Source organism: Rhodopseudomonas palustris, assembly GCF_003031265.1.
Taxonomy (GTDB): domain Bacteria; phylum Pseudomonadota; class Alphaproteobacteria; order Rhizobiales; family Xanthobacteraceae; genus Rhodopseudomonas; species Rhodopseudomonas palustris_H.
In genome coordinates this window covers 2,366,460-2,391,786 of sequence record NZ_CP019966.1, presented here as the reverse complement: position 1 = coordinate 2,391,786, position 25,327 = coordinate 2,366,460, and the positions used below count along the sequence as shown (strand labels likewise).

Below are 25,327 nucleotides of genomic sequence, written 5' to 3'. Positions count from 1 at the left end.
GAGCTAATCGCGCACATGCACGACGGCGATGTCGTCGGCGTAGAGCCGGCGCCAGCCCGGCCGTTCGTCCATCTGCCGAACGGCAGGCGCGCTTGGCGGCAGCATCGTCGCATCGATGTCGTTGCCGGTCAGCATGCGGTCGAGCGCGACGGGATCGCGCCCAGCGGTAGCGCGGATCATGTCCATCACCCTCGCTTCGCCGTACAGCTCGGCACGGCCGTCGATGAACACCGGCACGTGGCGCGAGATCAGATAGCCGCCGAAGATGTAAGCGTTGAAGATCCGCTGGGCCCCGTGCGCCTGCACGGCGGCCAGTGCCCGCTCCGGCACCTGGGGCTCGTCGAAGCGATAATGCAGCCGCGGCGCCGCGGCGATCGTTGCCGCGATGATTGCGATCACCGCGACGACGCCGGCCCAGGCCGGCGGGGTGAGATCAGGCTTCGCCTCGGCCGACTTGCACCCGAGCCCGAGCTGCAGCGCCCACGGCCGCGCCGCGATCATCGGGACCAGGAGCGCGTAGTGTTCGATGCTGCGGACATGCGCGAGCGCCATATGCACCAGCCCGAGAACCAACAGCAGCCGCGGCCACGGCAGTGTCAGCCCGCGCGCCAGGGCGATGCCGAGCAATGCCAGCAGGCTGGCTTCGAAGGTGCCGAACTTAGAGAAATCCGACGACGCCCACTCGCCGAGCGTCGACAGCACTTCACCGAGGCTGAGGATCTTGGTGGCTGCCAGCAGCGTGCCCCAGCCGTAAGGCGTGGCGCAACAGGCGGCGACGGCGGCAAGACCGAACGCGGCCCAGCGCAGCGCCAGCGCCCATCGCCGCTGCGGCTCGGCCTGACGCAGCGCCTCCACTCCCAACGGGCCGATCAGCATCAGCCCGAACACGAAACCGCCATGCAGATTGGCCCACAGCACCATCACCAGCAGCAGCGCCCAGGGCGGCGCAGCTTTCCGATCGGCTGCATCGATCAGGCCGATGAACCACGCCATCATGACGGGAAGCGTCAGCATGTGCGGCCGTGCCAGCACGTGCGGCATGATCAGCACCATCACGGCGAGCGCCAGCGTCGCCGTCACCAAAGCGGAGGCGTAGCGTTCGAGGTAAGCGGTGAACATCGCCAGCGCCGCCGCGACCGCGAGTGCGGTGACGATCACCGGACCGGCCCAGCCAGCCTGCATCGCCAGCGCGAAGATCACCTGCGCCAGCCACGAGCTCGACTGCCAGGGCTCGCCGGCCTTGCTGAACGAGAAGCTGTCGACCGTCGGCACCGTGCCGTGCGCCAAAATCCAGCGGCCGGTTTCGATCTGCCAGTAGCTGTCGGAATCCTGCAGCAGGCTGTCGCCGAACAACAGCAGGAAGACGAGTACGCCGGTCCCGACCAGCAGCGGCAGCACGAAGCTGCGCGTGCCGGCGGTTTCGGTCAAATGGATCGCCGGAACGGTCAAGGAGCGGCTCTTTCCGATCGGAAGCAACGTTCCGGAAATCGAACCACAACCGCCGATAATATCCGGTAAAGCTACAGGCCCCGGTGTTCAGATCTTGTTAACCCTCAGATCTTGCGTTCGCGGCCCTGCCAGAAGGGATCGCGCACCGCGCGGCGCAGCAGCTTGCCGACCGGGCTCTTCGGTACCTCGTCGATGAACCGCACCTGCTTCGGCACCTTGTAGCTCGCCACCCGCTCGCGCGCGAAAGCGATCAGCTCGGCCTCCTCGGCACTGGCGCCGGTGCGCAGTGCCACGAAGGCCGCGACGCTCTCGCCCCATTTGTCGTCGGGTAGCCCGACCACTACCACCTCGCGCACCGCCGGATGCGCCGCAAGTGCGTCCTCGACCTCGCGCGGATAGACGTTGTAGCCGCCCGACACGATCATGTCGGAGGTGCGGTCGACCAAATACAGATAGCCGTCCTCATCGAAGCGGCCGACGTCGCGGGTGCGCAGCCAGCCGTCGGGCAGGAACATCTGCGCGTTCAGCTCGGGCGCGTTGTAATAACCCTTCATCGCAAACGGCGTCCGCAACGCGATCTCACCGGCCTCACCCGGCGCGACCTCCTCGCCGGCTTCATCGACCAGTTTGACCTCGCAATCGATCGACGGCCGGCCGCAGGAGGCGAGCCGCTGCTCGGCCTTCGGGCCGACGTGATCCTGCTGGGTCAGATGGGTGATGAAGATCGGCGCTTCGGACTGGCCGTAATACTGCGCGAACCGCGGGCCCCACAGCTTGAGCGCCCGCTGCATCACCGGCCGCGGCATCGGCGAGGCGCCGTAGATGATGCGCTTGACGCTCGAAAAGTCGGCCTGCTCGATGCCTGGATGATCGAGCAGCATGCCGATCATGGTCGGCACCAGATTGAGCGCAGTCGGCTTCCAGCGCTCGACCGCGTCCAGATAGCTTGCCGGCGTGAAGCCGGGCAGCACCGCGGCGACGCCGCCGCGCAGCCAATGCGGCACGATGAAACAGCCCGAGGCGTGGATCATCGAGGCGGCGTGCAGCATCACGTCGCCCTCGCCGACCTCCATATTGATCAGCACATTGGTGGCCATCGCGGCCCAGCTCGCCTGGGTGTGCTCGACGGCCTTGAGCTTGCCGGTCGTGCCCGAGGTGAAGATGGTGATGACGATGTCATCGGGCTCACAGCGCCGCGCCGGTGGCGCATCGGACTGCGCCTTGGCCAGCTGCAGCAGGTCGTCCGCCTCCGCGCTGCCGATGCTGATCAGCTTCAGGCGCTGCATCGCCTGCGCCAGTTCGCGGGCGCGGTCGGTCAAGTCGGTGCCGTGGATCAGGATATCGACGCCGGCACCTTCCAGCATCTGCTGCTGTTCGACCAGCGACAGACGGGAATTCAGCGGCACCCGCGACAGCCGCGATTTGACGAAGCCGAAATCGATCGGCAGCGTGTAGATCGAATTGTTCAGCAGCATCCCGACCCGGCTGCCGACATCGAGCTTGAAGGTGTTGATGAAGACGTTGGCGATGCGGTTCGACAGCAGATCGACCTCGGTGAAGGTCATGCGCTGATCGCCGAACATCACCGCCGTCTTCGGCCCGTGATATACCGCGCCGCGCCGGATCATCTCGGATGCCAGCATCGTCGTTTCTCCCTGGTCACGCCCGCCGCTTGGGTGCAGCGTGGCTGCTAGGTCATCACACCATCCGCTTGTCATTCCGGGGCGCGTGCGCAGCTCGCGAACCCGGAATCTCGATATTCAGGGCACCGCCGAGATTCCGGGTTCGCTGACTTCGTGAGCGCCCCGGAATGACTCTGGAGAGGTTGTGCGCGCCCGGGAATGACCGCCTGCGGCGGTCACTTCCCCGGCCACACCGGCTTGCGCTTTTCGGCGAACGCCTTGAGGCCTTCCTTGGCGTCCTCGGTCATCGCTAAGAGTGCGATCTGGCTTTCGGTATAGGCGATGCTTTCGTCGAACGACATCGAGGCGATGGCGCGCATGGCGTATTTGCCGCGGCGGATTGCGGTCGGTGACTTGTCGGTCAGCCGCTTCGCCAGCCACTCGACCTTGGCGTCGAGTTCGGCGGCCGGCACCACGTAGTTCAGCAATCCGGCCTCTCGCGCCGTCGCCGCATCGAACGGCTCGCCGGTCAGCGACCATTCGGCGATCAGACGCCGGGGCGCGATGTCCTGTAGCAGGCTCATGACCTGCATCGGGAACACGCCGACCTTCACCTCCGGAAGCCCAAACTGCACGTTGTCGGCCGCCACCGCCATGTCGGTCATGCACAGCAGACCCATGCCGCCGGCCATGCAGGTGCCGTTGACGCGAGCGATCGAGGGCTTGGTCGCGTTCTGCGCCAATCGCAACAGATCGGCGTAGTCGACATTTGGCTTTGAAAAATCGAACGAGAACGCTGCCCCGGTCGATTGCAGGTCGGCGCCGGCGCAGAACGCCTTGTCGCCCGCGCCGGTGAGCACGATCACCCGCACCTCGGCGTCGTCATGCGCTTGTTTCCAACCGCGGGTGATGCCCTCGACTACGCCGGCATTGATGGCGTTGCGTTTGTCGGGACGATTGATGGTGATCCACAGCGCGCTTTCGCGCTTCTCGATGATCACGACGTCGTTGCTCATGGTCGTATGTCCTTAAGCCGTCATTGCGAGGAGCGAAGCGACGAAGCTATCCAGCTCCGAGCACGGAGCCTGGATTGCCTCGCTTCGCTCGCAATGACGGGGCATGTTTAATGACGGGCATGTTCTGTGCTCAAACTCACGTCGCCGCTTCGATCTCGGCGACGATGCGGCCGGCGGTGACCTGCTCGCCCTCCGCGACATCAATCGTGATGATGCCAGAGCCAGGCGCTGTGTGCACGTGCTCCATCTTCATCGCTTCCAGCGTCAGCACCGGTTGGCCCGCCTCGACGCGGTCGCCGGCTTTGACCAGCACCGCGACGACGCGGCCATTGAGCGCCGCGCGCAGCTTGCCGTCGCCGCCACCGCGCGCCGCACTTTGCGGCGCCGCGCGGGTCAGGTCGACGATGCTGTTCTGAACGCCGAGTCGCTGCACGAATAGCCGGTCGCCGTCGCGGTGGAACACCGCGGACTCGCCGAGGCCCTTGGCCTGGAAGCGGATGCCGCCAGCCGACAGCTCCTCGATCACAAAGCTGATCGATTGCCCCTCCTGGCTCACGACGTAGCTGCCGTCGCGCTCACGCACCACCTCGCAAGCCTGCTCCGCGCCGTCGAGCTCGAACTTGAGCCGGGTCGGAAACACCGCCGCGAGCGACCGGCCGGGCCGATGCGGTGGCGCGTAGCGATCGGTGACGTAGAGCAACAGCGCCGCGACCGCAGTGGCCGGTACTGCATCATCTGCCAGCGACCGCACCAATTCGCCGCGATGCTGTGCGATGAACGCCGTGGTCGCCTCCCCGGCGGCGAATACCTTGTGGCGCAGGCAGGCTGCGAGGAAGCCGCGATTGGTGGTGACGCCGAATGCGATGGTGCCGTCGAGGCCGTGGATCAGCTTGCGCCGCGCTTCGTCGCGGCTGGCGCCGACCGCGATCACCTTGGCGATCATCGAGTCGTAATACGGTGGGATCTCCGCACCCGATTGCAGCGCGTGCTCGACACGCAGTTCGCCCGGCATCCGCCACAGCGCCATCCGCCCCGATTGAGGCATGAAGTCGTGGTCGGCATCCTCCGAACACAGCCGTACTTCAATGGCGTGACCCTTGAAGGTCACGTCGTCCTGGCGCAACGGCAGCGGTTCGCCGGCGGCGATCCGCAGCTGCAGCTCGACCAGATCGAGCCCGGTGATCGCTTCGGTCACCGGATGCTCGACCTGCAGCCGGGTGTTCATCTCCATGAAGTAAAAGTTGCCTTCGCCGTCGAGCAGAAACTCCAGCGTGCCGGCACCTTCGTAGCCGATCGCCTTGACGGCATTCACGGCAACAGTGCCCATCTGCTCGCGCAAAGCTTCCGACACCGCCGGCGACGGCGCCTCCTCGATCAGCTTCTGGTGCCGGCGCTGCACCGAGCAGTCGCGCTCGCCGAGATGGATCGCGCCGCCGTAGCGATCGCCGAACACCTGGATCTCGATGTGGCGCGGCTGCAGGATCGCGCGCTCCAGGATCACGGTTGGGTCACCGAACGCGCTTTGCGCTTCCGAGCGTGCACTGCGCAGCGCGTCGGGCAGCGCCGCGGCGTCCGTCACCAGCCGCATGCCGCGGCCACCGCCGCCCGCCACCGCCTTGATCATGATCGGAAAGCCGATCCGCTCGGCTTCGCGGATCATCGCAGCATCGCTTTGATCTTCGCCCTGATAGCCCGGCACGCATGGCACACCTGCCTTCATCATGATCGCCTTGGCACCGGCTTTGTTGCCCATCGCGGCAATCGATTCCGCCGACGGTCCGATAAAGACCAGCCCCGCATCGCGGCAGGCTGCGGCGAAGTCTTCATTTTCAGCGAGGAAGCCGTAGCCGGGATGCACCGCGTCGGCGCCTGCCGTCTTCGCTGCTTGGATGATCGCCGGAATGTTGAGATACGACTGCGACGGCTGCGCACCGCCGATCGCCACCGCTTCATCCGCGGCGCGGACATGCGCGGCGTCGGCATCGGCGTCGGAATACACCGCGACCACGCCATAGCCGAGCCGGCGGGCACTACGCATCACCCGCAGCGCGATCTCGCCGCGGTTGGCGATCAGGATCTTGGAGAAAGGCGTCAGCTTCAACATACGAGTCACACTCATGGCCGGGACACCGCGAACTGCATGCGCTGCGGCTCGCGCGCTTCGCTCTCGCGGCAGATCGCCAGCACTTCGGCGAGCACAGCGCGGGTGTCGCGCGGATCGATCACGCCGTCATCGAGCATCCGGGCCGAGGTCGCGAACACGTCCATCTGGCCGTTGAACACCGCGGTGATGCCGGCCTTCATCTGATCCAGCTTGTCGCGATCGACCGGCACGCCCTTCCGCGCCGCGCCGGCTTCGGCGACGATCGCCATGGTCTCGGCGGCCTGCTCGCCGCCCATCACGGCGGTCTTGGCGTTCGGCCACGAGAAGCAGAACCGCGGATGGAAGCCGCGGCCGCACATGCCGTAATTGCCGGCGCCGAACGAGGCTCCGCAATAGATCGTGATCTGCGGCACGGTGGCCGAGGTCACCGCCTGGATCATCTTCGAGCCGTGCTTGATCATGCCGGCTTCTTCGTAGGCGCGGCCGACGATATAGCCGGTGGTGTTGTTGAGATACAGGATCGGCGTCTTCGACTGGCAGCACGCCTGGATGAAGTGCGTCGCCTTATTGGCACCGGCCGGATCGAGCGGGCCGTTATTGGTGATGATACCGATCGCCATGCCGGCGATCCGCGCCTGGCCAACCACCGTGGCGGGACCATAGTTCGGCGACATTTCGGTGAAGTCGGAGTTGTCGACAATCCGCGCGATCACCTGGCGCATATCGACCGGGCGCTTGTGATCCATCGGCATGATGCCGAGCAGTTCCTCGGGATCGTACAGCGGCGGTTGATAGGTCGCAGGATCCGGCCCTGGTCCGGAGCGATCCCACGGCAGCCCGGCCATGATGTCGCGCGCAATCCGCAGCGCGTCGCGATCGTCTTCGGCGAGGTAATCGCCAAGGCCGGAGATCGAGGTGTGCATCTCGGCGCCGCCAAGTTCTTCCTCGGTGGCGATCTCTCCGGTCGCAGCCTTGAGCAGCGGCGGGCCTGCGAGAAACGCCCGGGTCCTGCCGCGCACCATCACGATGTAGTCAGACAGGCCAGTCTGATACGCACCGCCCGCCGTGGACGAGCCGTGCGTCACCGTCACCACCGGCAGCCCGGCGGCGGACATCCGCGCCAGATTGCGGAAGATGTTGCCGCCGCGAACGAAGTCCTCGACGCGGTAGCGCAGCAGATTGGCCCCGGCGCTTTCGACCAGCTGCACGAACGGCAGCCTGTTCTCCAGCGCCAATTCCTGTATCCGCAGCGTCTTGTCGAGGCCGAACGGCTGCAGCGCGCCGGCGTCGATTCCGGAATCGTTGGCGCTGATCATGCAGCGGATGCCGGCAACATAGCCGATGCCGCCGATCACGCCGCCGCCCGGCACGCTCTTGTCGGCGTTGGCGGTGTCGAACATGTAGCCGGCGAGCGTCGACAGTTCGAGGAACGGCGTACCGGGATCGAGCACCAGCGCGACGCGCTCGCGTGGCAGCAATTGCCCGCGCTTGTGGAAGCGCTCGGCGGAGGCGGAGGACAGCGTCCGCGCCCTCGCCTCCAGCATCCGCATCCGCTCGATCAGCGCCAGCATGCCGTCGCGATTGGCCCTGAAGCCCTCACTCCCCGGCGCTACGGTGGATTCGATGATTGCCATTCACGCTTCCCTTAGTCGTTTCCGTCATTCCGGGGCGCGACAGCAGGTCGCGAACCCGGAATCTCGATGTGCCCTGAACGTCTGGATTCCGGGTTCACGCCGTTTTGCGACGTGCCCCGGAATGACCGTGCTTGGGGTTCACCCCGTCTTTTCCATCATGAAGTAATCGGTGAACGCATTGCGCAGCTCGACCTTGCGCAGCTTGCCGGTCGCGGTCATCGGCATTTCGTCGACGATGCGCAGCAGCTTCGGCACCTGGAAGCCGCCGAGATGCTTCTTGCAGTGCTCGATGATCTCGGCCTCGGTCGCAGCCGCACCGGGCTTGAGCTTGACGAAACCCGACACCGCCTCGCCCCATTGCGGATGCGGCAGTCCGACCACCGCTGCGTTCATCACCGCCGGATGCGCCAACAGCGTCTCCTCGATCTTGATCGACGCAACGTTCTCGCCGCCGGACTTGATCATGTCCTTCTTGCGGTCGAGGAACAGCACCTCGCCGTGCTCGTCGATCAGCGCCAAATCGCCGGTGTGGTGCCAGCCGAATTTGCGCGCCGCTTCGGTGGCATCGGGATCCTTGTAGTAGCCGAGCATCACGTTGGGACCGCGATGTACGATCTCGCCGACCTCACCGACGCCTAGCAGATTGCCGGAATCGTCCATGATCGCGGTTTCATTGACGATCGTGGATTCGCCCCAGTAATTGCCAAATCGCGCGAGCTGGCGGTCCGGCTGCGACATCGTCGTGGCCGGATACATCTCGGTCTGCCCCGAGGGTTGGACGAAAGTCGGGCACAGCTCGGCGATGGCGCGCTCGAGCAGTGGCCGCGGCATCGGCGCCATGGTGTAGATGCAGCAGCGCAGGCTCGAGAGATCGAACTCCTTGCGCCGAGGATGATCGAGGATCACCTGATACATCAGCGGCAGGCCGATGAACACGGTGAGCTTGTCGCGCTGGATCGCCTCCATGCAGGCGACCGGATCGAAGCCGCGCATGATCGCCATCTTGCCGCCGACGATCAGATAACTCAGCAGCAGCACGTGGGCGGCGCAGTGGAACAGCGGAAACTGCCCGGTGATGCCGTCCTTGCGGGACAGCTGCATCTCGATCGCGTTGCTCATCACCGCCATGGTGACCGCAAGATGGCAGTGCATCGCGCCCTTCGGCCGCGAGGTGGTGCCCGAGGTGTAGATGATCATCGCCAGATCGCGATCATCGAACGCCACGTCCGGCTCAATCTCGGATTGGCCCTCGATCAGTTGGTCGAACACTGGCAGGCCGGTGTCGGCGGCCTTGCCGGCCAGGTTGATCGCGATCAGATCGATGCCGCGCGCTTCCAGGGCAGCGCGGCGCTCCGGCTGGCCGTGCAGATTGTCGTCGATCACCGCGACCTTCACACCGGCGTGGTCGAGGATGTAGCCCATGTCGTCGGGGCCGAGCATGGTGTTGATCGGCACCCAGACCAGACCGGCGCGGTGAATGCCGAACAGCGCTTTGACGAACTCGATCGAGTTGTTGCACACCGTCGAGATCTTGGCGCCCGGCTTCAGCCCGCGCGCCACCAGCGCGTTGGCAAAGCGGTTGGCATCGCGTTCGAGCTCGGTGTAGGTGACGCTGCGGCCACCGTCGGTGAGCGCGACGCGGTCCGGAAACCGCCGCGCCGATTTACGCAAGATGTCGCCGATCGCCACGCGGCCGATCCGCCCCGGTCCCGGCACGCCGCCGGTCGCTTCAAGACTGGTCATGGTTCACTCCCTCGAGGTGAGGCAGCTCTTCCGGCTGCTTGATGTGCGATGCTTATCGGTTGTCATTCCGGGGCGCCGCGCAGCGGCGAACCCGGAATCTCGACGGTGGCAGAACATCTCGGGATTCCGGGTTCGCGCTTACGCGCGCCCCGGAATCACTCGTGATTAGTGCAGCACACCAAAGATCTTGCGCGCCTCTTCGGGCGAGGCAATCTCACGCCCGGCCCGGCGGGCGCAGCCGGCGATCTCTTCGATCAGCTGGCCGTTCGAAGTCACCTTCTCGCCGTTAGCCAGATAGAACGTATCCTCGAGCCCGGTCCGCAGATGACCGCCGAGATCGGCGCAGGCCTGATGCAGCGGCCAGATTTCGGCACGGCCGATCGCGGTGACCTGCCAATGCGCCTCGGGGCGCTTCAGCTTGAGCAGGATCGGCAGCAGTTCGGGATCGGCCGGCATGCCGGAGGCGACGCCCATCACGAAGTTGTATTCGAGCGGACCGGAGTACATCCCGGTCTGCACATACATGCCGACGCAGCGCACGATGCCGACGTCGAAGCACTCGAATTCCGGGATGGTGCCGGCGTCCTTCATCGCATCGAGGAAGTCCTGCACCTTCTCGACCGCGTTATCGAACATCATCGGTGGCCAGGCCCAGCTGTTGTCGGCCTTGACCTTGAGATAGTTGAGCGAACCGGCGTTGCAGGCGGCGATCTCCGGCTTGGTCTCGCGGATACAGGCGAGCGGGCCCTGGTAGTTCGGTCCCGAGGTGCCGGAGGTGTGATTGATGATGATGCCCGGGCAGGCTTCGCGGATCGCCTGCTGGATCTCGCGCGAGACGTTGACGTCCCAGCTCGGCAGATGGCCCTTGTCGGGGCGCTGATCGCGCAGATGGATGTGAACGATCGCGGCGCCGGCGTCGTAAGCCGCCTTGGCCTCGCGGGCCATCTGTTCCGGCGTCACCGGCACATGGTGCTGCTTCGGATCTGTCAGCACGCCGTTCAGCGAGCAGGTGATCACCGCCTTGTCGCTCATTCGTTTCCAGCCCTTTCAGGTTGCTGTAGCGCCGCATGCGATTGCGACGCGAACCATGTTGGGCAGAATGATGCTGAGCGCGCGTCGGCGTATCTTGCGCCGACGCGCTGAGTGCGCTGATCAGGTGCGGCCGTGCCGCAGTTCAGCGACGCGCATGCTCTGCGGATCGCTGCGCCAAATCGCCAGATCGCGCGAGCCGGAGAAGATCGCGCGCGGCTGCAAACCGTAGAACCGCCGGATCGAATGGCTGAAGTGCGTCGAGTCCGGATAGCCGATGTCCTGCGCCAGATGCGCGAGGTTGATGTCGGAGTTGACGAAGTGCAGCAGATGCCGCGCCCGCTTCCAGGCGCGGAAGGCGCGGAACGACACCCCGGTCTCGTCCTTGAACAGATGCAGGAAGCGCGACTGCGACAGGTTGGCGGCGCTGGCGCAATCCTCGGCCGTGACCGTGTCGGTGCCGACGTCGTTGAGGCGGGCGATCGCGCGAGCAACGCGGCGATCAATCGCACGGGCAGCCAGCGGCTCGCCGAAAAACAGATTGTCGAATTCGGTGGTGGTGAAGCCGTTGCGGCGCCCGACCGCAACCAGCGCTCCATAGGCCTGCCGGATCCGGCTCGCCAGCGCCATCGCGCCCGCTCCGCCGATCCGCACGCCGAGTGCCGCCATCGGCCCCGGCAGCACCGTTTCGGGCTCGATGATCAGGCTGATGATGCAGCGCGAATCCGATTCGACATTATGCGGCAGATAAGGCGGCACGAACGCCACCGCGCCGACCTGTTCGGGGCGGCCTTCGATCGTCACCCGCAAGGTGCCCTGCATCGAGACATAGATCGCGTAACCGCCGCTGGTGCGGCGTCGCGGGCGGCCCAGCAGGCCGGCATAAAACACCCGTTCCGGGCTGATCAGCATCAGATGCCCGGATTCCGGACAGGCGTCGTTCGTCATCGTTCCTCCCGGGGCGGGTTGTCGCCCGTTGCCGCATGGTTCTGCGGGTGCCCTCTTCGCGGAGCACCTAGACAATACAGCAACCCGGGACGTTGTCACCGGGCGAGATGACGCGGAGTTCCAGCTCCGGCGGGAAACTGCGCCGGAGCTTAAGTGAATGATTTCACGCCCGTTTGGGCACCTGCTGGGCCTCGCCGGCGCGGGTTTCGGCCTCCAGCGCCCGCTGATAGCCTTCACGTTGCTGCAACCGGGCCCAATAGGCGGTGACGTTTGGGCCGAAATCCTTGGCCAGGCCGAGATTGCTGGCGAGCCGCAGGGCATAGCCGTTGACCACGTCGGCGGCAGTAAACCGGCCGGCACAGAGATAGTCGCCGTGCCCCGCCGCGGCCTCGACCGCGCGCAGCCGGCCCAAGAACCATTTGGCATAGTCCTCGACCACCTGCGGCTGACGCCGCTCGTTCGGCTCCAGCGTGCCGTAGCGCAGCACCAGCGTCTGCGGGAAGGTCAGCGTCGCGTCGGAGAAGAACATCCAGTTGAGATACGCGCCATAGGCCGGATCGTCGACAGCAACCACCAGCGGCGTCGGACCGTGGCGCGTGCCGAGATACTGACAGATGCCGGACGACTCCGTCATCTTGGTGTCGCCGTCGATCATGAACGGGATGGTGCCGAGCGGATTGATCGCCAGATACTCCTTGGCGAACACCCGCGGCGGAAACGGCAGCATCTTCAGCTCGTATGCGAGCCCCATCTCCTCCAGCATCCACAACGGCCGAAACGACCGCGCGCCATGGCAGTGATACAGCGTGATCATGGTGTTCGCTCCCTTTGCAGTGTCAGTGCGAGGAGCAAGGCGACGAAACAATCCACTTCAGTGCACGAGACTGGATTGCTTCGCTTCGCTCGCAATGACGACGGTTTATCTCGACCTAGTCTAGGCCTTCCCCGGCAGCGTGCCGTTCATCTTGCACAGAATGCCGAGCATCACCTCGTCGGCGCCGCCGCCGATCGCGGTCAGGCGGCTGTCGCGATATGAGCGGCTTACCAGGGTTTCGTTCATGAAGCCCATGCCGCCCCAGAACTGCAGGCAGGCGTCGGGAATCTCGCGGCCCAAACGGCCGGCCTTCAGCTTGGCCATGGTGGCAAGCTGGGTGACGTCTTCGCCGGCGACCAGCGCCTCGGCGGCGCGATACACCAGCGAGCGCAGCAGTTCCACCTCGGTCTGCAGCTCGGCGAGACGGAAGTGGATCACCTGGTTATCGAGCAGCGGCTTGCCGAACGCCTTGCGGCCGCGGGTGTATTCGATGGTGTTCTGGATCGTCTTCTCGTGGGCCTTGAGGCAAGCCGCCGCGCCCCACAGCCGCTCCTCCTGGAACTGCACCATCTGATAGGTGAAGCCCTTACCCTCCTCGCCGATCCGGTTGCGCTTCGGCACCCGCACCTCGTCGAAGTAAATCTGAGCGGTGTCGGACGAGCGCATGCCGAGCTTGTCGAGCTTGCGTGCGATGGTGACGCCCTTGGTCTTCATCGGCACACAGATCAGCGACTTGTTGCGATGCACCGGCCCCTCACCAGTGTTGCACAGCAGGCAAATCCAGTCGGCCTGGGTGCCGTTGGTGATCCACATCTTGCCGCCGGAGATCACGTAGTCGTCGCCATCAGATTTCGCCGTGGTCTTGATCGAGGCGACGTCCGAGCCCGCACCCGGCTCCGACACGCCGATGCAGGCGACGTAGTCACCGGCGATCGACGGGGCCAGAAACTCCTTGCGCAGCTCGTCAGAGCCGAACCGGGCCAGCGCCGGCGTCGCCATGTCGGTCTGCACGCCGATCGCCATCGGCACGCCGCCGCAATTGATTGCGCCGAGCTCCTCCGCCATCATCAGCGCGTAAGAGTAATCCAGCCCCTGCCCGCCATATTCGACCGGCTTGTTGAGCCCGAGGAAGCCGAGATCGCCGAGCTTTTTGAACAAGTCGTGCGCCGGGAAGATGCCGGCGTTCTCCCACTCGTCGACGTGGGGATTGATATCGCTCTGAATAAATTTCTGCAGAATGCGGCGCGGTTCGTCGTGGTCGGCAGTGAACAACATCTGGTTTCTTCCCTGGTTATTCCGGGGCCCACGCCGCAGGCGCGGGGCGAACCCGGAATCTCGCTCGTTATTTTCGTTTATCGTTGTCACCTCGGGATTCCGGGGTCGCGCTCCGCGCGGCCCGGAATGACGATGTGAGGCTAAAGCCCCATCTGCCGGCTGGCGAGGTCCTTCATGATTTCCTCGGTGCCGCCGCCGATGGCGTTGACTTTGACGTCGCGATAGATCCGCTCGACCTTGACGCCGCGCATATAGCCGGCGCCGCCGAAGATCTGCACCGCTTCCGAGGCGCAGAACGCCATCGTCTGCGTCGCCTGGTTCTTCAGCATGCAGATTTCGGCGATCGGGCTCTCGCCCTGATCGACGCGCCATGCGAGCAGTTCGAGCATCGCCTGCGAGGCGGCGATCTTCTGGGCCATATCGACCAGCTTGTGGCGGATCACCTGATGCTTCACCAGCGGCTTGCCGAAGGTGACGCGCTGCTTGGCGTAAGCTGTCGCCTCGTCGAGGCAGACTTTTGAGGCGGCGATGCAGCCCGCCGCCATCGTCAGCCGCTCGCTATTGAAGTTCATCATGATGATCATGAAGCCGGCGCCTTCGGTGCCGAGCAGATTGGCGGCCGGCACGCGGCAATTGTCGAAGTGCAGCGTCGCGGTGTCGGACGCCCACCACCCCATCTTCTTCAGCGGCGTCCGGGTCAGCCCGGGCGTATCGCCGGGGATCAGCAGCAGACTGACGCCGCCCGGCCCGTCGCCGCCGGTGCGCACTGCGGTGGTGATGTAGTCGGCGCGCATGCCGGAGGTGATGAAGGTCTTCTCGCCATTGACGACGTAGTGATCGCCGTCCCGCACCGCGCGGGTGCGCAGGTTGGCGACGTCGGAGCCGCCGGAGGGTTCAGTGATCGCCAGCGCCGAGATCTTCTTGCCAGAGAGAATTTCGGGCAGCACCCGCGCCTTCAATTCAGGAGAACCTGCGCGTGCGATCGGTGGCGCGCCGATCGAATGGCTGTTGAGGCTGGCGCTGACGCCGCCGGCCGCCGCCCGCGCTAATTCCTGGGTGGCAACGATCCACATGAACTGATCACACGGCGTACCGCCGTATTCTTCCGGAAAGCCGAGGCCCAGCAGCCCGATCGCCGCGGCCTTCTCGTACAGTTCGCGGGGGAAACCACCGGCCTCGTCCCATTCGGTGGCGAACGGTTCGATTTCATTCTGGACGAAACGCCGGATCACGTCGCGAAACGCGATGTGGTCGGCATTGTAGAATGGTGAGTTGGTCAATCCTCGCACCCGCGGTCAGCCCATGCTGACGGCGAGGATGCCGGGAAAGCCCTGAACCGCCTTGCGTCGAGGCGCTGACCGCTGCGCGCGGCGAACGGCGGGTCAGTGGTGGTGCTTCTGCTGCGCGATATAGGCCGCCAGATCCTTGGTCTCGTCGCGGCTCAGCGCCATGTTGGACATCTTCGGATGCGGCTCGAGCAGGAAGAACGCCAGCTTCTCTTCGTTGAAGTTGGCCTGCGAGGCGATCGCCGCGAACGACGGCGCCATGTCGGTGCCCTTGCGCTGCTGGTCGGAGACGACGTGGCAGCTGGTGCACCAGCGCTTGGCCAGCGTCTCACCATTTTCGGCATCGGCCGCAAGCGCGCGTCCGGCGCCGGCGATCAGCAGCAACGACAGGCCCAAAGTGACAGCGCGCATCGGCAATCCCTTGTGTTCTGCCAGGCGGCGCCGCCGCCGAGGCAAATCAGAAAGTTCCGCTGTTTACTTCAAGCGGCGGTGGGGCGATAGATGGCCGATCGGCGGGTATCCTGAGAGTTCCCGCATCGCCTGTCATTGCGGCAGTTTCCCTTGGTCCCGAAAGGTGCATAATCCAGCGCTCATGGCCCTGCTTCGGACCTCCCCTGCCCATGCTGACCGCACAACGTGATTCGCTGCGGTTGCTCCGCGCGATCCTGGTCGCATCCGTTGTGCTGCCGATCGCGCTGTTCAGCTACGCCTCCTGGCTGTCGTATCGCACCAACGAAGCCAATGCCGATCGCCAGATCGACAAGACGCGCGACATCATCACCGAACATGCGCTGAAGATCTTCGAGTCGGTGCAGCGTTCGATCGCCGAGACGTCGGAGATCGTGCGCGGCATGTCGGACGAGGAGATCCGTGCGAACGAAGCCACACTGCACGCTCGCTTGAACCGTCTGATCGGCGGTTCCGAGCAGATCAAGTCGATGTGGATCTTCGACAAGACCGGACGGCCGCTGATCAACACCATGCAGTTCCCGTCGCCGAGGTCGGACCTGTCCGACCGCGATTATTTCCGGGTGCATGTCGACAAAGACATCGGCCTTTATGTCGGCCGAGTGCTGCAGCCGCGGCCTCCTTTCGACGGCGCACTGTTCTTCAGCGTCAGCCGGCGCCGCAACGCGCCGGATGGCAGCTTCGCCGGCGTCATTCAGACCTCGGTGCTGCCGGATTATTTCGAAGGCTTTTACGCCAAGGTCGGCCGCGATGAAGGCAGCTTCGCCTCGCTGGTGCGCGACGACGGCGCGATCCTCGCCCGGATGCCCGAAATCGATGGCACCGACACCGCCGTGAAGCCGGACGGGATCGTCGGCCAGGCAATCCGCGAAGGCCACAGCGAGGGCCGGATGACCACGGTGTCGTCGATCGACGGCGTCGAGCGACGCGTCGCATTCCGCAAGCTGCCCAATTTGCCGGTCTATGTGTTCGCCGGCCTGGAGACGAGCGCGATCCGCGCGGCGTGGCAGGCGCAGATGGGCGCCTATCTGCTGGTCGGCCTGCCGGCCACCGCAGCCCTGATCGCGATCGTGCTGCTGGCAATGCGGCGAACGCAGAAGCTGTACGAAGAAGCCGACCGCCGCCATATCGCCGAGAATGCGCTGAAGCAGTCGCAGCGGCTGGAGTCGCTCGGGCGCCTCACCGGCGGCGTCGCGCACGACTTCAACAACCTGCTGATGGTGGTCGGCGGCTCGGTGCAGAAGCTGCGGCGACGGCACAGCGATCTGCAGGACATCCGCAGCTTCGACATGATCGACTCGGCGGTCGCCAAGGGCACCGCCCTGACTCGGCAATTGCTGTCGTTCTCGCGCCGCCACAACGTCGCCGCCAAGGCGGTCGACCTCGGCGACGCCGTGACCAAGTTCGCCGATGTGCTGCGGCAATCGGTTCGCAGCGACATCGGAATCGTGATCGATCCTCCGCACGAACCGGTGGTGGTGATGATCGACCCCAACGAGTTCGAGATCGCGCTGCTCAATCTCGCCCTGAACGCGCGCGACGCGATGCCCGACGGCGGCCGGATCACCATCTCGATCCGCACCGAGACGCTGAAGAACTTCGGTCCACGCCGGCTCAGCGGAAACTACGCCATTCTGTCGTTTGCCGACACCGGCGTCGGCATCCCGGACGACATCCGCGAGCGGATCTTCGAGCCGTTCTTCACCACCAAGCCGGTCGACCGCGGCACCGGCCTCGGCCTCAGCCAGATCTACGGCTTCGTGCAGCAATCGAGCGGCGCGATCACGGTCGACAGCGAACTCGGCCGCGGCACGCGGTTCGATCTGTTCCTGCCGCTCTCGACGGAGGCCCTCGGCAGCGACGATCCGCTACCGACCCTTGCCGTGCCGCGATCCGGCAAGCCTAAGACGCTATTGCTGGTGGAAGATCACCCCGACGTGGCGTCGGTGGCGGCGGACTACGCCGTGCAGTGCGGCTTCACCGTGGTGCCGGCGAACTGTGCCGAGGCGGCGATCGAGGTGCTCAATCGCCGGCGCGACATCGATCTGGTGTTCAGCGATATCGTGATGCCCGGCATGAGCGGGCTCGAGCTGGCGCGGCTGATCCGGGAGCATCATCCCGAGACGCCGGTCGTGCTGGCGTCCGGCTACAGCGACCGCTCGGCATCGGCTCTGAGCGAAGGTTTCGCCCTGCTGCAAAAGCCGTACGCGCTGGAGGACATGCGAGCGGCGCTCACCCAGGCGCTGCAAGGCGTCCCGGGCACGGCGCCTGTGTGAACCCGCCGCTGCGCGGAGCCAATCACCCCGCGCAGCTCAAAACGCACGCTCACCAATGACGGTGGTGATGCCAGTGGCGATGGCCGCCCCAGCCGGGACCGAAACCGGCTCGGATCACGGGCCCGCCGTAGGCGCCATAGGCGCGATACGGCCGGTAGTAAGAGCGGTAGCCGTAATACACCGGACGCGGCCGGTAGTAGTAGCGTGGGCCGCCCCAACCCCAGCCGCCGCCGTAATAGGCCGGACCACCGTAGTAGCCGACGTAACGCGGGCCGTAGCCATAGCCACCGTAGTACGGACCGCCGCCATAGTAGCCGTAGCCCGGACCATAAGCGTAGGCATTGGTCGCCACGCCTGCGATCAGCGCGCCGGCGGCGAGACCGCCGATGAACGGACCGATGCCGCCACGCGCTTCAGCCGGAGCCGGAGCCGCGACGGTCGCGGCGGCAAGGGTGGCGACGGTACCTAGAACCAACGCAGTCTTTGTCATGGAGCACATCCTCTGAGCCGTTGATGTGGCGGATAACCGCAGCGTTTTGCAAAAGTTGCGGGAACCCTGCCCTCCGAAGCCCCAGCACACGCAGAATCTATGTACGCCAGGAAGCGGAAGCCGGAACCCGACGAAAAGTCGCAGTGGCTAAGGTCCGAGGCTATGACTTGGCGGGCGCTGCGGCGACGGTGACGATGCCGTATTTGGTCAGCTCGTCCGGCTTGAACACGAACAACCGATCCTTCGGCGTTTCCATCGCACGGGTCCAGACTTCGAGGTCGATGCCCATGTCGCGCAGATAGCGCAGGCAGCGCGCCGAGATGCGCTGGGCGTCACTCATCTGGTCGCGCGGCGCAGCGACCTCGGTACTCTTCACCGCGAACACCTGATGAACGCCGACCGCTGCCTTGGCGCCAACCCGGCGCTCGGTGCCGCCAAACAGCACCAGCGGGCAGGAAGACGCGCACGTCTTACCGGCTTCGACCTCAGTGGCGAGCTTGCGGTCGCGGATCAGACGGCCCATCGCCAGCGCATCGGACACCGAGCCGCCAGGCGAATTCAGCACCACGGTCTTGATGTACTCGCCGTAGCGGGCGAGTTCCTTGCCGAACGCCTCGGCGCTGCCCGGCGCGATCGTGCCGCTGGCCTGGAGGCGGCCACCGCTGCCGAGTTCGAACGTCATCGGCCGGCTGAGCTCCCCGCCGGGTTGCGGCAACGGCGTCAGCCGGTCGCCGTCGGGCAGCCATGGCGACAGCACTGCAGGCAGTGACGGCAGACTGAAAGGCGCGGTCTCCTGGCTCGTGTCGCTGTCTCGGCCGGCTTGCGTGCCGGCGAGATCGTAGCCGAGCGCCGCAATCGTGGTGACGATCAGGAGCCGAAAGATCAGGCGCAGCACCGCATCTTCCGGATTGCCGGACAGCCAGAGGTGAACGCGCTGCGACAGCGTGGCCATGCGGCTACTTGACGTGACGCGCCGAGGCCAGCGCGGTGACGTTCTCGTCGGTCGCAGCCGCAGGTTCGACGACTGGCGCAGGCTGATCCGTCACGATCGGAGTGGCCGGGTCAGCAGCCGCACGGCTCGCCTGCTCCACTTCGCGCGCCATCCTCAGCGCCGCCATCAGTTCGGCCGCTGTCATGGTGGATGCGTGCGAGGCGGGCAGCCCTTCGCGGCGGATCGCGCTGTGCACGACGCAGAGGATCAACACCAGCACGGCGGGCATCAGGTCGATCGAGATCGCGCCGGCCCAGCTCGGGATGAAGTCACCGGCATAGCGCAACACCGCCTCGGCCGGAGACATCGCCTGGAATCGTGCCGGCTCGATCTTCGGTCGGTCGAGGATCGCATCGGCCGCCGCCGCGAGTGACGTAGCCTGCGCCGCCACGGCGCCTTCCACCTTGCCGACCACCGCCGTCTGCCGATCGGCAAGATCGAGGCTACGGCCGCTCGCGGCCGGGGCGATGAACGATGATGACAGCGAGGTCGCAGCCCGCTTCACCGCCGGCGCCACCGAGGTCTGCTGAAGATTGGCGATCACGCCCATCAAAGCCAGGGACTCGGTCGCGAAGCCGTCGCTGCGCTCGCCGATCGGGCCGCGGTCGGACACCAGCTCTCGCATCTTGGCGAGGTGCCTGCCGCCCTCTTCGAACAGCGTCGAGACGCGCTTGCCGGAGGCTTCAACCTCCTTGCCGAGACTGTCGAGCTGGCTCGACATCTGGGTCATTAACTGCACCACAGTGCCGGAGCCGGAGGTCCCGGTGAGCGATCCGGTGCGCTCGGCTTCCGCCAGCTTGGCAAAGCGCGATGCGGCGATCTGGATATCGGGCAGCAGCCCTTGCGCAGCGATGGCGTTGGTGTTGGCGGCATCGAGATCGCGGGTGTAGTCCTGCACGGTGATCGCCAGATGCTGCCGGATCGCCGCAGCGCCGGCCAGCGCCGACGCATTCAGCCAAGACGACATCGCCACGATCATCAGCGAGCCGAGCAGCATGCATCCGAACATCAGCCAGCGACCGGCGCGATCGACGACGTGTGGCATGAACTGCATCAGGAACACCCAGAAGGCGTAGATGCCGACCGACACTGCGACTGAATAGATCAGCGCGGCGAAGAACACCGTGGTGGCACTGCCGTTCAGCAGGTCGCGCACCCCGAGATAGGTATAGACGCCGGCGGCCAGCGCCAGGATCGCAGTGGTTAGCTTCAGCATCACTTCGAGCCGAACCACGCCGCGCGACAGCAACAGCGATGCGGGGACGAGAGATGATGCGGGTGAAGAGGACGAGAGCGAGGGGGAACTTGCGGCCGGAGGAGCGGCTTCGGGCATCTGGACATCCACAATGTGCGCATGCTGCGCACGGCCAACGCCCCCGCGTTTCACCTGCGACTGTTAGTTATGGAGTTGGACCAGATTATGGTGACCGACCGCGCGCGCCTGATCACGAGCTAAGTGTTCAGAAGTGCGCGTTCAGCCGCAGCATCGCCTGGTGACGTTCGAAGTGATCGAGGTTCAAAGGCCGGATGTCGCCGAGCGATTGGCCTGAGACCTGCACCTGCCAGGTTCCAGAGACACCTAGCGTCGGCGTGATCGCATAGGAAAAGGTCGGGCCGACGAAGACGGCATCGCCGGCGAAGCGATCGAGCCCGCCGCCATCATAGGCGCGCAGATAACGCAGCCCGACGCCGGCGACGAAGCCAGGAGCGAAGGCATAAGACAGCGCGCCGTGAAGCTGCAGTTCGGAATCATGGCCCCACGCGCCGGTCGAAAGCTGACGTGTGGCGCCGGTGCCGTACCAGACGTTGAAGGCGGCAAACAGCCGGTCCTTGATCAGTTCGCGGTCGAGCAGTGCGGCAAATTCCGCGCCGTATTGCTCGATCCGCACGCCGCTCGCTTCATCGACGCGGCTCCAGCCGGGCTGCGCGTGCAGCGTCAGGCCAAAGGGCGCAACCTCACGGTCGATCAGCTTGTAGCGGATTTCGAAACCGGCACCGTTGAACGATAGATGGCGGCGGTCGTCATAGCCGGGAACCGCATCGATGCGCTGGGCACCGAGCGCCAAGCCGGGCGCGATGCGGAGACGATCGTTCACTGTGTATTTGACCTGGGTAAGCGTCGCCAAGGTGGCGTAGCTGCCGCCGCGCTTGCCGAAGCCAGCGACATTCTCGAGCTCGACCTCGATTTCGCCGGGCTGGCCGATATCCGAGCCCATGGTGAAACCGAAGATGTGTTCGGTGTCGACACCCTCGGCATGATGACTGCCCGGCACGGTCTCCGGCTTGTCGGTGACTGCGTGAGAGAGCGATGGCAACCACGAGGGTGCGTGGCCCCGCCAGCTTTGCGCCTCCTCGGCGGCGACCGGCATGGTCCCGGCTAGCAGTGCTGCGAACGAGCGCGCGGCATGTCCGCGGCCTCGGCGTGACGCAAAGCTGTCAGCCTTCCGCCCTCGCCTCACCGCTGCCCGCCCGCTCGCCATCGCCGTTTCTCTCTGGTGCCCAAATCCCATTCGCTCAGTGATCCCGGCCCGCAGCTTGCGTCATTGATGTGTCTCGGCGAAAGCGGGTCGAGGCTGCGGCAAGGTCCAATGCCTGATGAAACTTGCCCAGCATGAGCAGGTTGACTTATTTGCAATTGCAAATCAATTGCAAATAATGAGCGGGGCGTTTCTAGGCTCGGTGGTTTTGCACAGACAGGTCGGCCCCGGGGCTGGCGGGGGAGCCCCGAGGCCAGTCATCGCCAACCGGGGAGGTCTCGGCGGTGACGGCAGGATCCGCGGGCCGATGGCTGGCCGACGTGGAGGGTCCTGTCTGACAAATCCCTTGCATGCCCTGGTCGGCGAGCGAAAGCGCCATCGCTTCAAGTGGTTCCAGGCTTACTAACCGATCGTGCGCGATCGCACCGAGAAAATTAGGCCGAAATCAACACCCAGGTATAAATACCGACACTCCCTACCCCGCCATCTTTCGATGACCATCATGTACTTCGGCGTACAGACGGAACCGGGATAGCGCGTTGCCGCTGCACAGGCGGACCGCGTAAAACTGAGGCCGCGCGATTCACCGGGCGCAGGAGGCGTGGAACTGACGGGTTTTGAAGGGATCACGATCGATCCGAACTACGCACTTGCAGGCGCGGTGACCGGTTTCGTCGTCGGCCTCACCGGGGTTGGGGGCGGCGCGCTGATGACGCCGCTGTTGCTGCTGATCTTCGGCATCGCCCCGCATGTCGCAATCGCCACCGATCTGTGGTTCGCGGCGATCACCAAGCTGATCGGTGCCGCCGTACATAATCGCCGAGGTCACATCGATTGGGGCATCGTTACCCGGCTATGGGCCGGCAGCCTGCCTGCGGCCGGCCTCGTCGTTGCGATCGTCGCCTTGTCCGATCCGGTCGGGCGCACGCAGTGGCTCACCAAGACCATCGGCGTGGTGGTGATCCTCACTGCACTCGGCATCGTGTTCGCACCACGGCTGATCGCAGCCTTGAATCCGGCGACATCCGATATCGAGCGGCCGGCCCCGAACCGGACGTCGCTGACCATCCTGGCCGGAGCCGTGCTTGGCGCGCTGGTTGCACTGACCTCGATCGGTGCCGGCGCGCTTGGCACCGTGCTGCTGCTGTATCTCTATCCGCGACGGCTGCTGCCGCATCGGCTGGTGGCGACCGACCTCGCCCACGCCATCCCGCTCGCGATGGTCGCAGGCGCAGGTTACCTGGCCGCCGGCATGGTCGATTGGCACATTCTTGTTAGCCTGCTGGCCGGTTCCATTCCCGCAGTGATCGCCGGCGGATTGTCCGCCGGCAAGCTGTCGGGACGAAAACTGCAGATCGCGCTGGCAGCCGTTCTGTTCGCTGCGGGACTGAAAAGCCTGCTGTTCTGAGACCAACGCGTTGAAGCGCCGCATCGCCGCGCAAATTGCGGAACGTTTGGGCAGGCACCGCGTTGCGAAGCGTCACGATTGAACAGCCACGCGTTCGATCGCGCCGCATTCCACCGCCGCGCGATCGAGACTACAGGAAGGCACCGGAAATTCCGGTGAGATGCAATGTCCGACGCCTGCGTCATCGAAGTCCGCGCCCGCACCGCCGGGATCCTGGTCCGCGAAGGAGACAGCTACTGCTTCTTCGCAGCGCACCGCGACTTCCACGCGCTGGAGCGTCAATCGTTCGATTCGCTGATCGCCGCGCAGACCGCCGCGAGCCGCTGCGCCAATGGCGCTTCAGAGATTCGCGTCGATCCAACACGGACCGCGTCGCAGCGGGCTTAGTTTGCGCAGCGTTCAGCCACGACGGCGTGCACGCTCCGAACCCATGCCGAGGCGGCCGCTTTCCGCCAGTTCACGCAGGCGATGCCGGGCCCACACCCGCATCGCCACGCCTGACGGTTCGGACTGTGCGCCGGCCGCTTCGGACGTTTCCATCTGTTTGGATTCGTGCTCCGGATCGAAATTCATCATCATCAGCTCCGCATGACTTCGTAACATGTTCGGCAGCCCGAACCCGCCGAGCCCCGTGCGCGCAACTACATGCATAGTTCGCGCAATCCACGGCGGTAGTTTTGTCATCAAGGCAGCCTGAATAGTTCCAATCTGCAAGCATCCGGCGCAAATTCCGACAACTGTCATCTGCCGCGTTTAGCAGCATGAGCTGTGATTAGAATTGCTCTGTTGTTGATCAAAATCAGTACTGCGATTGCCCGTGCTCACAACAGCCTCATGATGACGAGGCGCGACGAACCGTCCTAGATCATGTGCTGCAGGATGCTGCGGCTTCTCATCCTTCAAGACGCTCCGGCTTTTAGATGAGGGGCCGTACCTTGGCGAAGGCAGCGCTCTTCACTCGACCTGTGAAGCGCCCATCGAGCGGTGATTGATCGCTCCCGCGACGAACTACCTGACGGAGAAGTTGACCGGCACGCTGAAATTCAGCGAAGCCTGGGTGATCTCCGGCGGGAATGGCGGCAGCGGCTGGGCACGGCTGACCATCGCCAGCGTTTCGGCATCGAGCGCAGGGTGGCCGGAGGAGCGCGCGAGCCTTGCACTCAGCACTTGCCCGCCGCGGCCGACGGTGAAGCTCAAGGTCGCAGTGCCCTGCACGCCGCTGGCGCGGGCCTCGGTCGGATAGCGCTTGAAGCGCTGCAGATGAGCCGCGAGGCGCTGACGATAGCTCGGCAGCATCGCGGCTGCCGCCTGGGCGCCGGCAAGCGCCGCCATCGCGTCGGCGGCGCGGCGTTCGGCACGTTGCGGCGCGCTGGTTCGCGGCGCCGGCGGACGGTCCGACGAATTCTGTTTGACGACGCGCTCGCGCTTCTCCGGCTTTGGCCGCTCCGGCTTCGGCTTCGCCGGCTCGGGCTTTTCGAGCTTCACCGCTTCGGGCTTGTCCGGGAGTGACGGCTTCGCCTCCGGCGGCAGCGGCACCTCGGCGTTCTGTTGGATCGGGGTTGGTGCGATTTCGGGCACTGCGGCGGTGTGCTGCACCGGCTCGGGTTCCGACTGCGGCGCCTCCGCCTCCTGCATCTCCGGGCCCGGTGGCAGATCGAGCGGGCTCGGCTGCGGCGATGCCGTCATCGGCGCAAGATCGATCATGATTGCAGCCAGCGGTTCGCCCGGCGGCGGCACTTGCGCGTAGTACGCCAACGCGGCTGCCACCGCCACCGCGTGCACGCCGACGATCACCGCCGCCGACAGCAGCCACCGCGACGCGCCCTGCGCCGCCGCGCTGTCGTGCAGCGCGCGGGCGTTCACGGCTGAACGGCGCGGCCGTCGAGTCCGACCAGCGCCACCTTCAGATAGCCCGCATCGCGCAGCAGATTCATCGCCGCCATCAGATCGCCGTAGCTCACCGCCTTGTCGGCGCGCAGGAAGATCCGCTCGTCCTTGTTACCGCCGGTCGCGGTGTCGAGCGCCGAGGTCAGTCCCTCACGCGGCACCATCTCCTCCCCCAGCGCCAGCGACAGATCGGGCCTCAGCGACACGAAGACCGGTTTCTCCGGCCGCGGCTGCGGCGCGGCCGTGCTGGCCGGCAGATCGACGCCGACATCGACGGTCGCCAGCGGCGCCGCCACCATGAAGACGATCAGCAGCACCAGCATCACATCGATGAATGGCGTGACGTTGATCTCGTGCGCCTCGACCATGTCGTCTTCGCCGCCGCGGCGGCTCGCAAGCTTGACGGCCAT

22 protein-coding genes are annotated in these 25,327 nt (G+C 65.4%); 3 read left to right on the top strand and 19 right to left on the bottom strand.

The genetic code is table 11. The annotated features are described in order from the left end of the window. Nucleotides 1-3 precede the first annotated feature (3 nt). From RPPS3_RS11030 to RPPS3_RS10975, 12 genes are all read right to left on the bottom strand, one after another. Nucleotides 4-1,449, bottom strand: coding sequence for a hypothetical protein (locus tag RPPS3_RS11030; RefSeq protein WP_107344114.1), 1,446 nt, complete (start codon nucleotides 1,447-1,449; stop codon nucleotides 4-6). A 104-nt stretch (nucleotides 1,450-1,553) separates the two neighbouring features. Continuing rightward, the gene (locus RPPS3_RS11025) at nucleotides 1,554-3,092 is read right to left on the bottom strand and encodes a class I adenylate-forming enzyme family protein (protein ID WP_107344113.1); all 1,539 of its coding nucleotides are present in this window, start codon (nucleotides 3,090-3,092) and stop codon (nucleotides 1,554-1,556) included. Nucleotides 3,093-3,307: 215 nt separating this feature from the next. After that, a complete protein-coding gene (locus RPPS3_RS11020; protein WP_107344112.1) occupies nucleotides 3,308-4,087 on the bottom strand; it encodes an enoyl-CoA hydratase/isomerase family protein in 780 nt (259 codons plus the stop codon). Nucleotides 4,088-4,223: 136 nt separating this feature from the next. Beyond that, nucleotides 4,224-6,206, bottom strand: a complete 1,983-nt coding sequence (locus tag RPPS3_RS11015) for an acetyl-CoA carboxylase biotin carboxylase subunit (RefSeq protein WP_283812316.1) — start codon at nucleotides 6,204-6,206, stop codon at nucleotides 4,224-4,226. Continuing rightward, nucleotides 6,203-7,825: an acyl-CoA carboxylase subunit beta gene (locus tag RPPS3_RS11010; RefSeq protein ID WP_107344110.1), complete on the bottom strand. Its 1,623-nt coding sequence runs from the start codon at nucleotides 7,823-7,825 to the stop codon at nucleotides 6,203-6,205. The genes RPPS3_RS11015 and RPPS3_RS11010 overlap by 4 nt, the downstream gene beginning before the upstream one ends. Nucleotides 7,826-7,963: 138 nt before the next feature. Then, on the bottom strand, nucleotides 7,964-9,568 hold the full coding sequence (locus tag RPPS3_RS11005) for an AMP-binding protein (protein ID WP_107344109.1): 1,605 nt from the start codon (nucleotides 9,566-9,568) through the stop codon (nucleotides 7,964-7,966). Nucleotides 9,569-9,733: 165 nt separating this feature from the next. Beyond that, the gene (locus RPPS3_RS11000) at nucleotides 9,734-10,600 is read right to left on the bottom strand and encodes a 3-keto-5-aminohexanoate cleavage protein (RefSeq protein WP_107344108.1); all 867 of its coding nucleotides are present in this window, start codon (nucleotides 10,598-10,600) and stop codon (nucleotides 9,734-9,736) included. A gap of 120 nt (nucleotides 10,601-10,720) precedes the next feature. Then, a complete protein-coding gene (locus tag RPPS3_RS10995; RefSeq protein ID WP_107344107.1) occupies nucleotides 10,721-11,545 on the bottom strand; it encodes a helix-turn-helix transcriptional regulator in 825 nt (274 codons plus the stop codon). A 163-nt stretch (nucleotides 11,546-11,708) separates the two neighbouring features. Further along, a complete protein-coding gene (locus RPPS3_RS10990; protein ID WP_107344106.1) occupies nucleotides 11,709-12,359 on the bottom strand; it encodes a glutathione S-transferase family protein in 651 nt (216 codons plus the stop codon). Nucleotides 12,360-12,479: 120 nt separating this feature from the next. Continuing rightward, nucleotides 12,480-13,634, bottom strand: a complete 1,155-nt coding sequence (locus RPPS3_RS10985) for an acyl-CoA dehydrogenase family protein (RefSeq protein ID WP_107344105.1) — start codon at nucleotides 13,632-13,634, stop codon at nucleotides 12,480-12,482. 140 nt (nucleotides 13,635-13,774) lie between these two features. Further along, nucleotides 13,775-14,914: an acyl-CoA dehydrogenase family protein gene (locus tag RPPS3_RS10980; RefSeq protein ID WP_107344104.1), complete on the bottom strand. Its 1,140-nt coding sequence runs from the start codon at nucleotides 14,912-14,914 to the stop codon at nucleotides 13,775-13,777. A 102-nt stretch (nucleotides 14,915-15,016) separates the two neighbouring features. Continuing rightward, nucleotides 15,017-15,331: a c-type cytochrome gene (locus RPPS3_RS10975; protein WP_107344103.1), complete on the bottom strand. Its 315-nt coding sequence runs from the start codon at nucleotides 15,329-15,331 to the stop codon at nucleotides 15,017-15,019. Nucleotides 15,332-15,540: 209 nt separating this feature from the next. On the opposite strand from RPPS3_RS10975, the gene RPPS3_RS10970 reads away from it, so the two are divergent. Next, entirely contained in the window at nucleotides 15,541-17,664 is a 2,124-nt protein-coding gene (locus RPPS3_RS10970; RefSeq protein WP_107344102.1) for a hybrid sensor histidine kinase/response regulator, read from the top strand. Between the two features lie 49 nt (nucleotides 17,665-17,713). On the opposite strand, the gene RPPS3_RS10965 is transcribed toward RPPS3_RS10970, so the two are convergent. From RPPS3_RS10965 to RPPS3_RS10950, 4 genes are all read right to left on the bottom strand, one after another. Continuing rightward, nucleotides 17,714-18,154 (bottom strand): hypothetical protein, encoded by a 441-nt coding sequence (locus RPPS3_RS10965; RefSeq protein ID WP_107344101.1) that lies wholly within the window; start codon nucleotides 18,152-18,154, stop codon nucleotides 17,714-17,716. A gap of 160 nt (nucleotides 18,155-18,314) precedes the next feature. Continuing rightward, nucleotides 18,315-19,106: a hypothetical protein gene (locus RPPS3_RS10960; protein WP_107344100.1), complete on the bottom strand. Its 792-nt coding sequence runs from the start codon at nucleotides 19,104-19,106 to the stop codon at nucleotides 18,315-18,317. Between the two features lie 4 nt (nucleotides 19,107-19,110). Then, the gene (locus RPPS3_RS10955; protein ID WP_107344099.1) at nucleotides 19,111-20,478 is read right to left on the bottom strand and encodes a hypothetical protein; all 1,368 of its coding nucleotides are present in this window, start codon (nucleotides 20,476-20,478) and stop codon (nucleotides 19,111-19,113) included. Nucleotides 20,479-20,605: 127 nt separating this feature from the next. Then, nucleotides 20,606-21,460 (bottom strand): transporter, encoded by an 855-nt coding sequence (locus RPPS3_RS10950; RefSeq protein WP_234820178.1) that lies wholly within the window; start codon nucleotides 21,458-21,460, stop codon nucleotides 20,606-20,608. A 763-nt stretch (nucleotides 21,461-22,223) separates the two neighbouring features. On the opposite strand from RPPS3_RS10950, the gene RPPS3_RS10945 reads away from it, so the two are divergent. After that, nucleotides 22,224-23,030 (top strand): sulfite exporter TauE/SafE family protein, encoded by an 807-nt coding sequence (locus RPPS3_RS10945; RefSeq protein ID WP_107344097.1) that lies wholly within the window; start codon nucleotides 22,224-22,226, stop codon nucleotides 23,028-23,030. A 165-nt stretch (nucleotides 23,031-23,195) separates the two neighbouring features. Next, nucleotides 23,196-23,417 carry a hypothetical protein gene (locus RPPS3_RS10940; RefSeq protein WP_107344096.1) on the top strand — a complete coding sequence of 74 codons (222 nt, stop codon included), beginning with the start codon at nucleotides 23,196-23,198 and terminating at the stop codon, nucleotides 23,415-23,417. Between the two features lie 12 nt (nucleotides 23,418-23,429). Here the strand turns inward: RPPS3_RS10940 and RPPS3_RS24485 are convergent, their stop codons facing one another. The 3 genes from RPPS3_RS24485 to exbD all read right to left on the bottom strand — a co-directional run bounded on the left by RPPS3_RS24485 (nucleotide 23,430) and on the right by exbD (nucleotide 25,327). Beyond that, nucleotides 23,430-23,714 (bottom strand): hypothetical protein, encoded by a 285-nt coding sequence (locus tag RPPS3_RS24485; protein WP_159060667.1) that lies wholly within the window; start codon nucleotides 23,712-23,714, stop codon nucleotides 23,430-23,432. Between the two features lie 324 nt (nucleotides 23,715-24,038). After that, nucleotides 24,039-24,893, bottom strand: coding sequence for an energy transducer TonB family protein (locus RPPS3_RS10930; protein WP_107344094.1), 855 nt, complete (start codon nucleotides 24,891-24,893; stop codon nucleotides 24,039-24,041). Continuing rightward, nucleotides 24,890-25,327: a TonB system transport protein ExbD gene (exbD, locus tag RPPS3_RS10925; RefSeq protein ID WP_107344093.1), complete on the bottom strand. Its 438-nt coding sequence runs from the start codon at nucleotides 25,325-25,327 to the stop codon at nucleotides 24,890-24,892. The genes RPPS3_RS10930 and exbD overlap by 4 nt, the downstream gene beginning before the upstream one ends.

Bases quoted from the DNA above. Each gene is read 5' to 3' on its own strand.
- RPPS3_RS10960 (WP_107344100.1), bottom strand. From the start codon at position 19,106: ATGGCCACGCTGTCGCAGCGCGTTCACCTCTGGCTGTCCGGCAATCCG.
- RPPS3_RS10990 (WP_107344106.1), bottom strand. From the start codon at position 12,359: ATGATCACGCTGTATCACTGCCATGGCGCGCGGTCGTTTCGGCCGTTG.
- RPPS3_RS11015 (WP_283812316.1), bottom strand. From the start codon at position 6,206: ATGAGTGTGACTCGTATGTTGAAGCTGACGCCTTTCTCCAAGATCCTG.
- RPPS3_RS11025 (WP_107344113.1), bottom strand. From the start codon at position 3,092: ATGCTGGCATCCGAGATGATCCGGCGCGGCGCGGTATATCACGGGCCG.
- RPPS3_RS10955 (WP_107344099.1), bottom strand. From the start codon at position 20,478: ATGCCCGAAGCCGCTCCTCCGGCCGCAAGTTCCCCCTCGCTCTCGTCC.
- RPPS3_RS11005 (WP_107344109.1), bottom strand. From the start codon at position 9,568: ATGACCAGTCTTGAAGCGACCGGCGGCGTGCCGGGACCGGGGCGGATC.
- RPPS3_RS10995 (WP_107344107.1), bottom strand. From the start codon at position 11,545: ATGACGAACGACGCCTGTCCGGAATCCGGGCATCTGATGCTGATCAGC.
- exbD (WP_107344093.1), bottom strand. From the start codon at position 25,327: ATGGCCGTCAAGCTTGCGAGCCGCCGCGGCGGCGAAGACGACATGGTC.
- RPPS3_RS11020 (WP_107344112.1), bottom strand. From the start codon at position 4,087: ATGAGCAACGACGTCGTGATCATCGAGAAGCGCGAAAGCGCGCTGTGG.
- RPPS3_RS10985 (WP_107344105.1), bottom strand. From the start codon at position 13,634: ATGTTGTTCACTGCCGACCACGACGAACCGCGCCGCATTCTGCAGAAA.
- RPPS3_RS10965 (WP_107344101.1), bottom strand. From the start codon at position 18,154: ATGACAAAGACTGCGTTGGTTCTAGGTACCGTCGCCACCCTTGCCGCC.
- RPPS3_RS11000 (WP_107344108.1), bottom strand. From the start codon at position 10,600: ATGAGCGACAAGGCGGTGATCACCTGCTCGCTGAACGGCGTGCTGACA.
- RPPS3_RS10975 (WP_107344103.1), bottom strand. From the start codon at position 15,331: ATGCGCGCTGTCACTTTGGGCCTGTCGTTGCTGCTGATCGCCGGCGCC.
- RPPS3_RS10940 (WP_107344096.1), top strand. From the start codon at position 23,196: ATGTCCGACGCCTGCGTCATCGAAGTCCGCGCCCGCACCGCCGGGATC.
- RPPS3_RS11010 (WP_107344110.1), bottom strand. From the start codon at position 7,825: ATGGCAATCATCGAATCCACCGTAGCGCCGGGGAGTGAGGGCTTCAGG.
- RPPS3_RS10970 (WP_107344102.1), top strand. From the start codon at position 15,541: ATGCTGACCGCACAACGTGATTCGCTGCGGTTGCTCCGCGCGATCCTG.
- RPPS3_RS24485 (WP_159060667.1), bottom strand. From the start codon at position 23,714: ATGACAAAACTACCGCCGTGGATTGCGCGAACTATGCATGTAGTTGCG.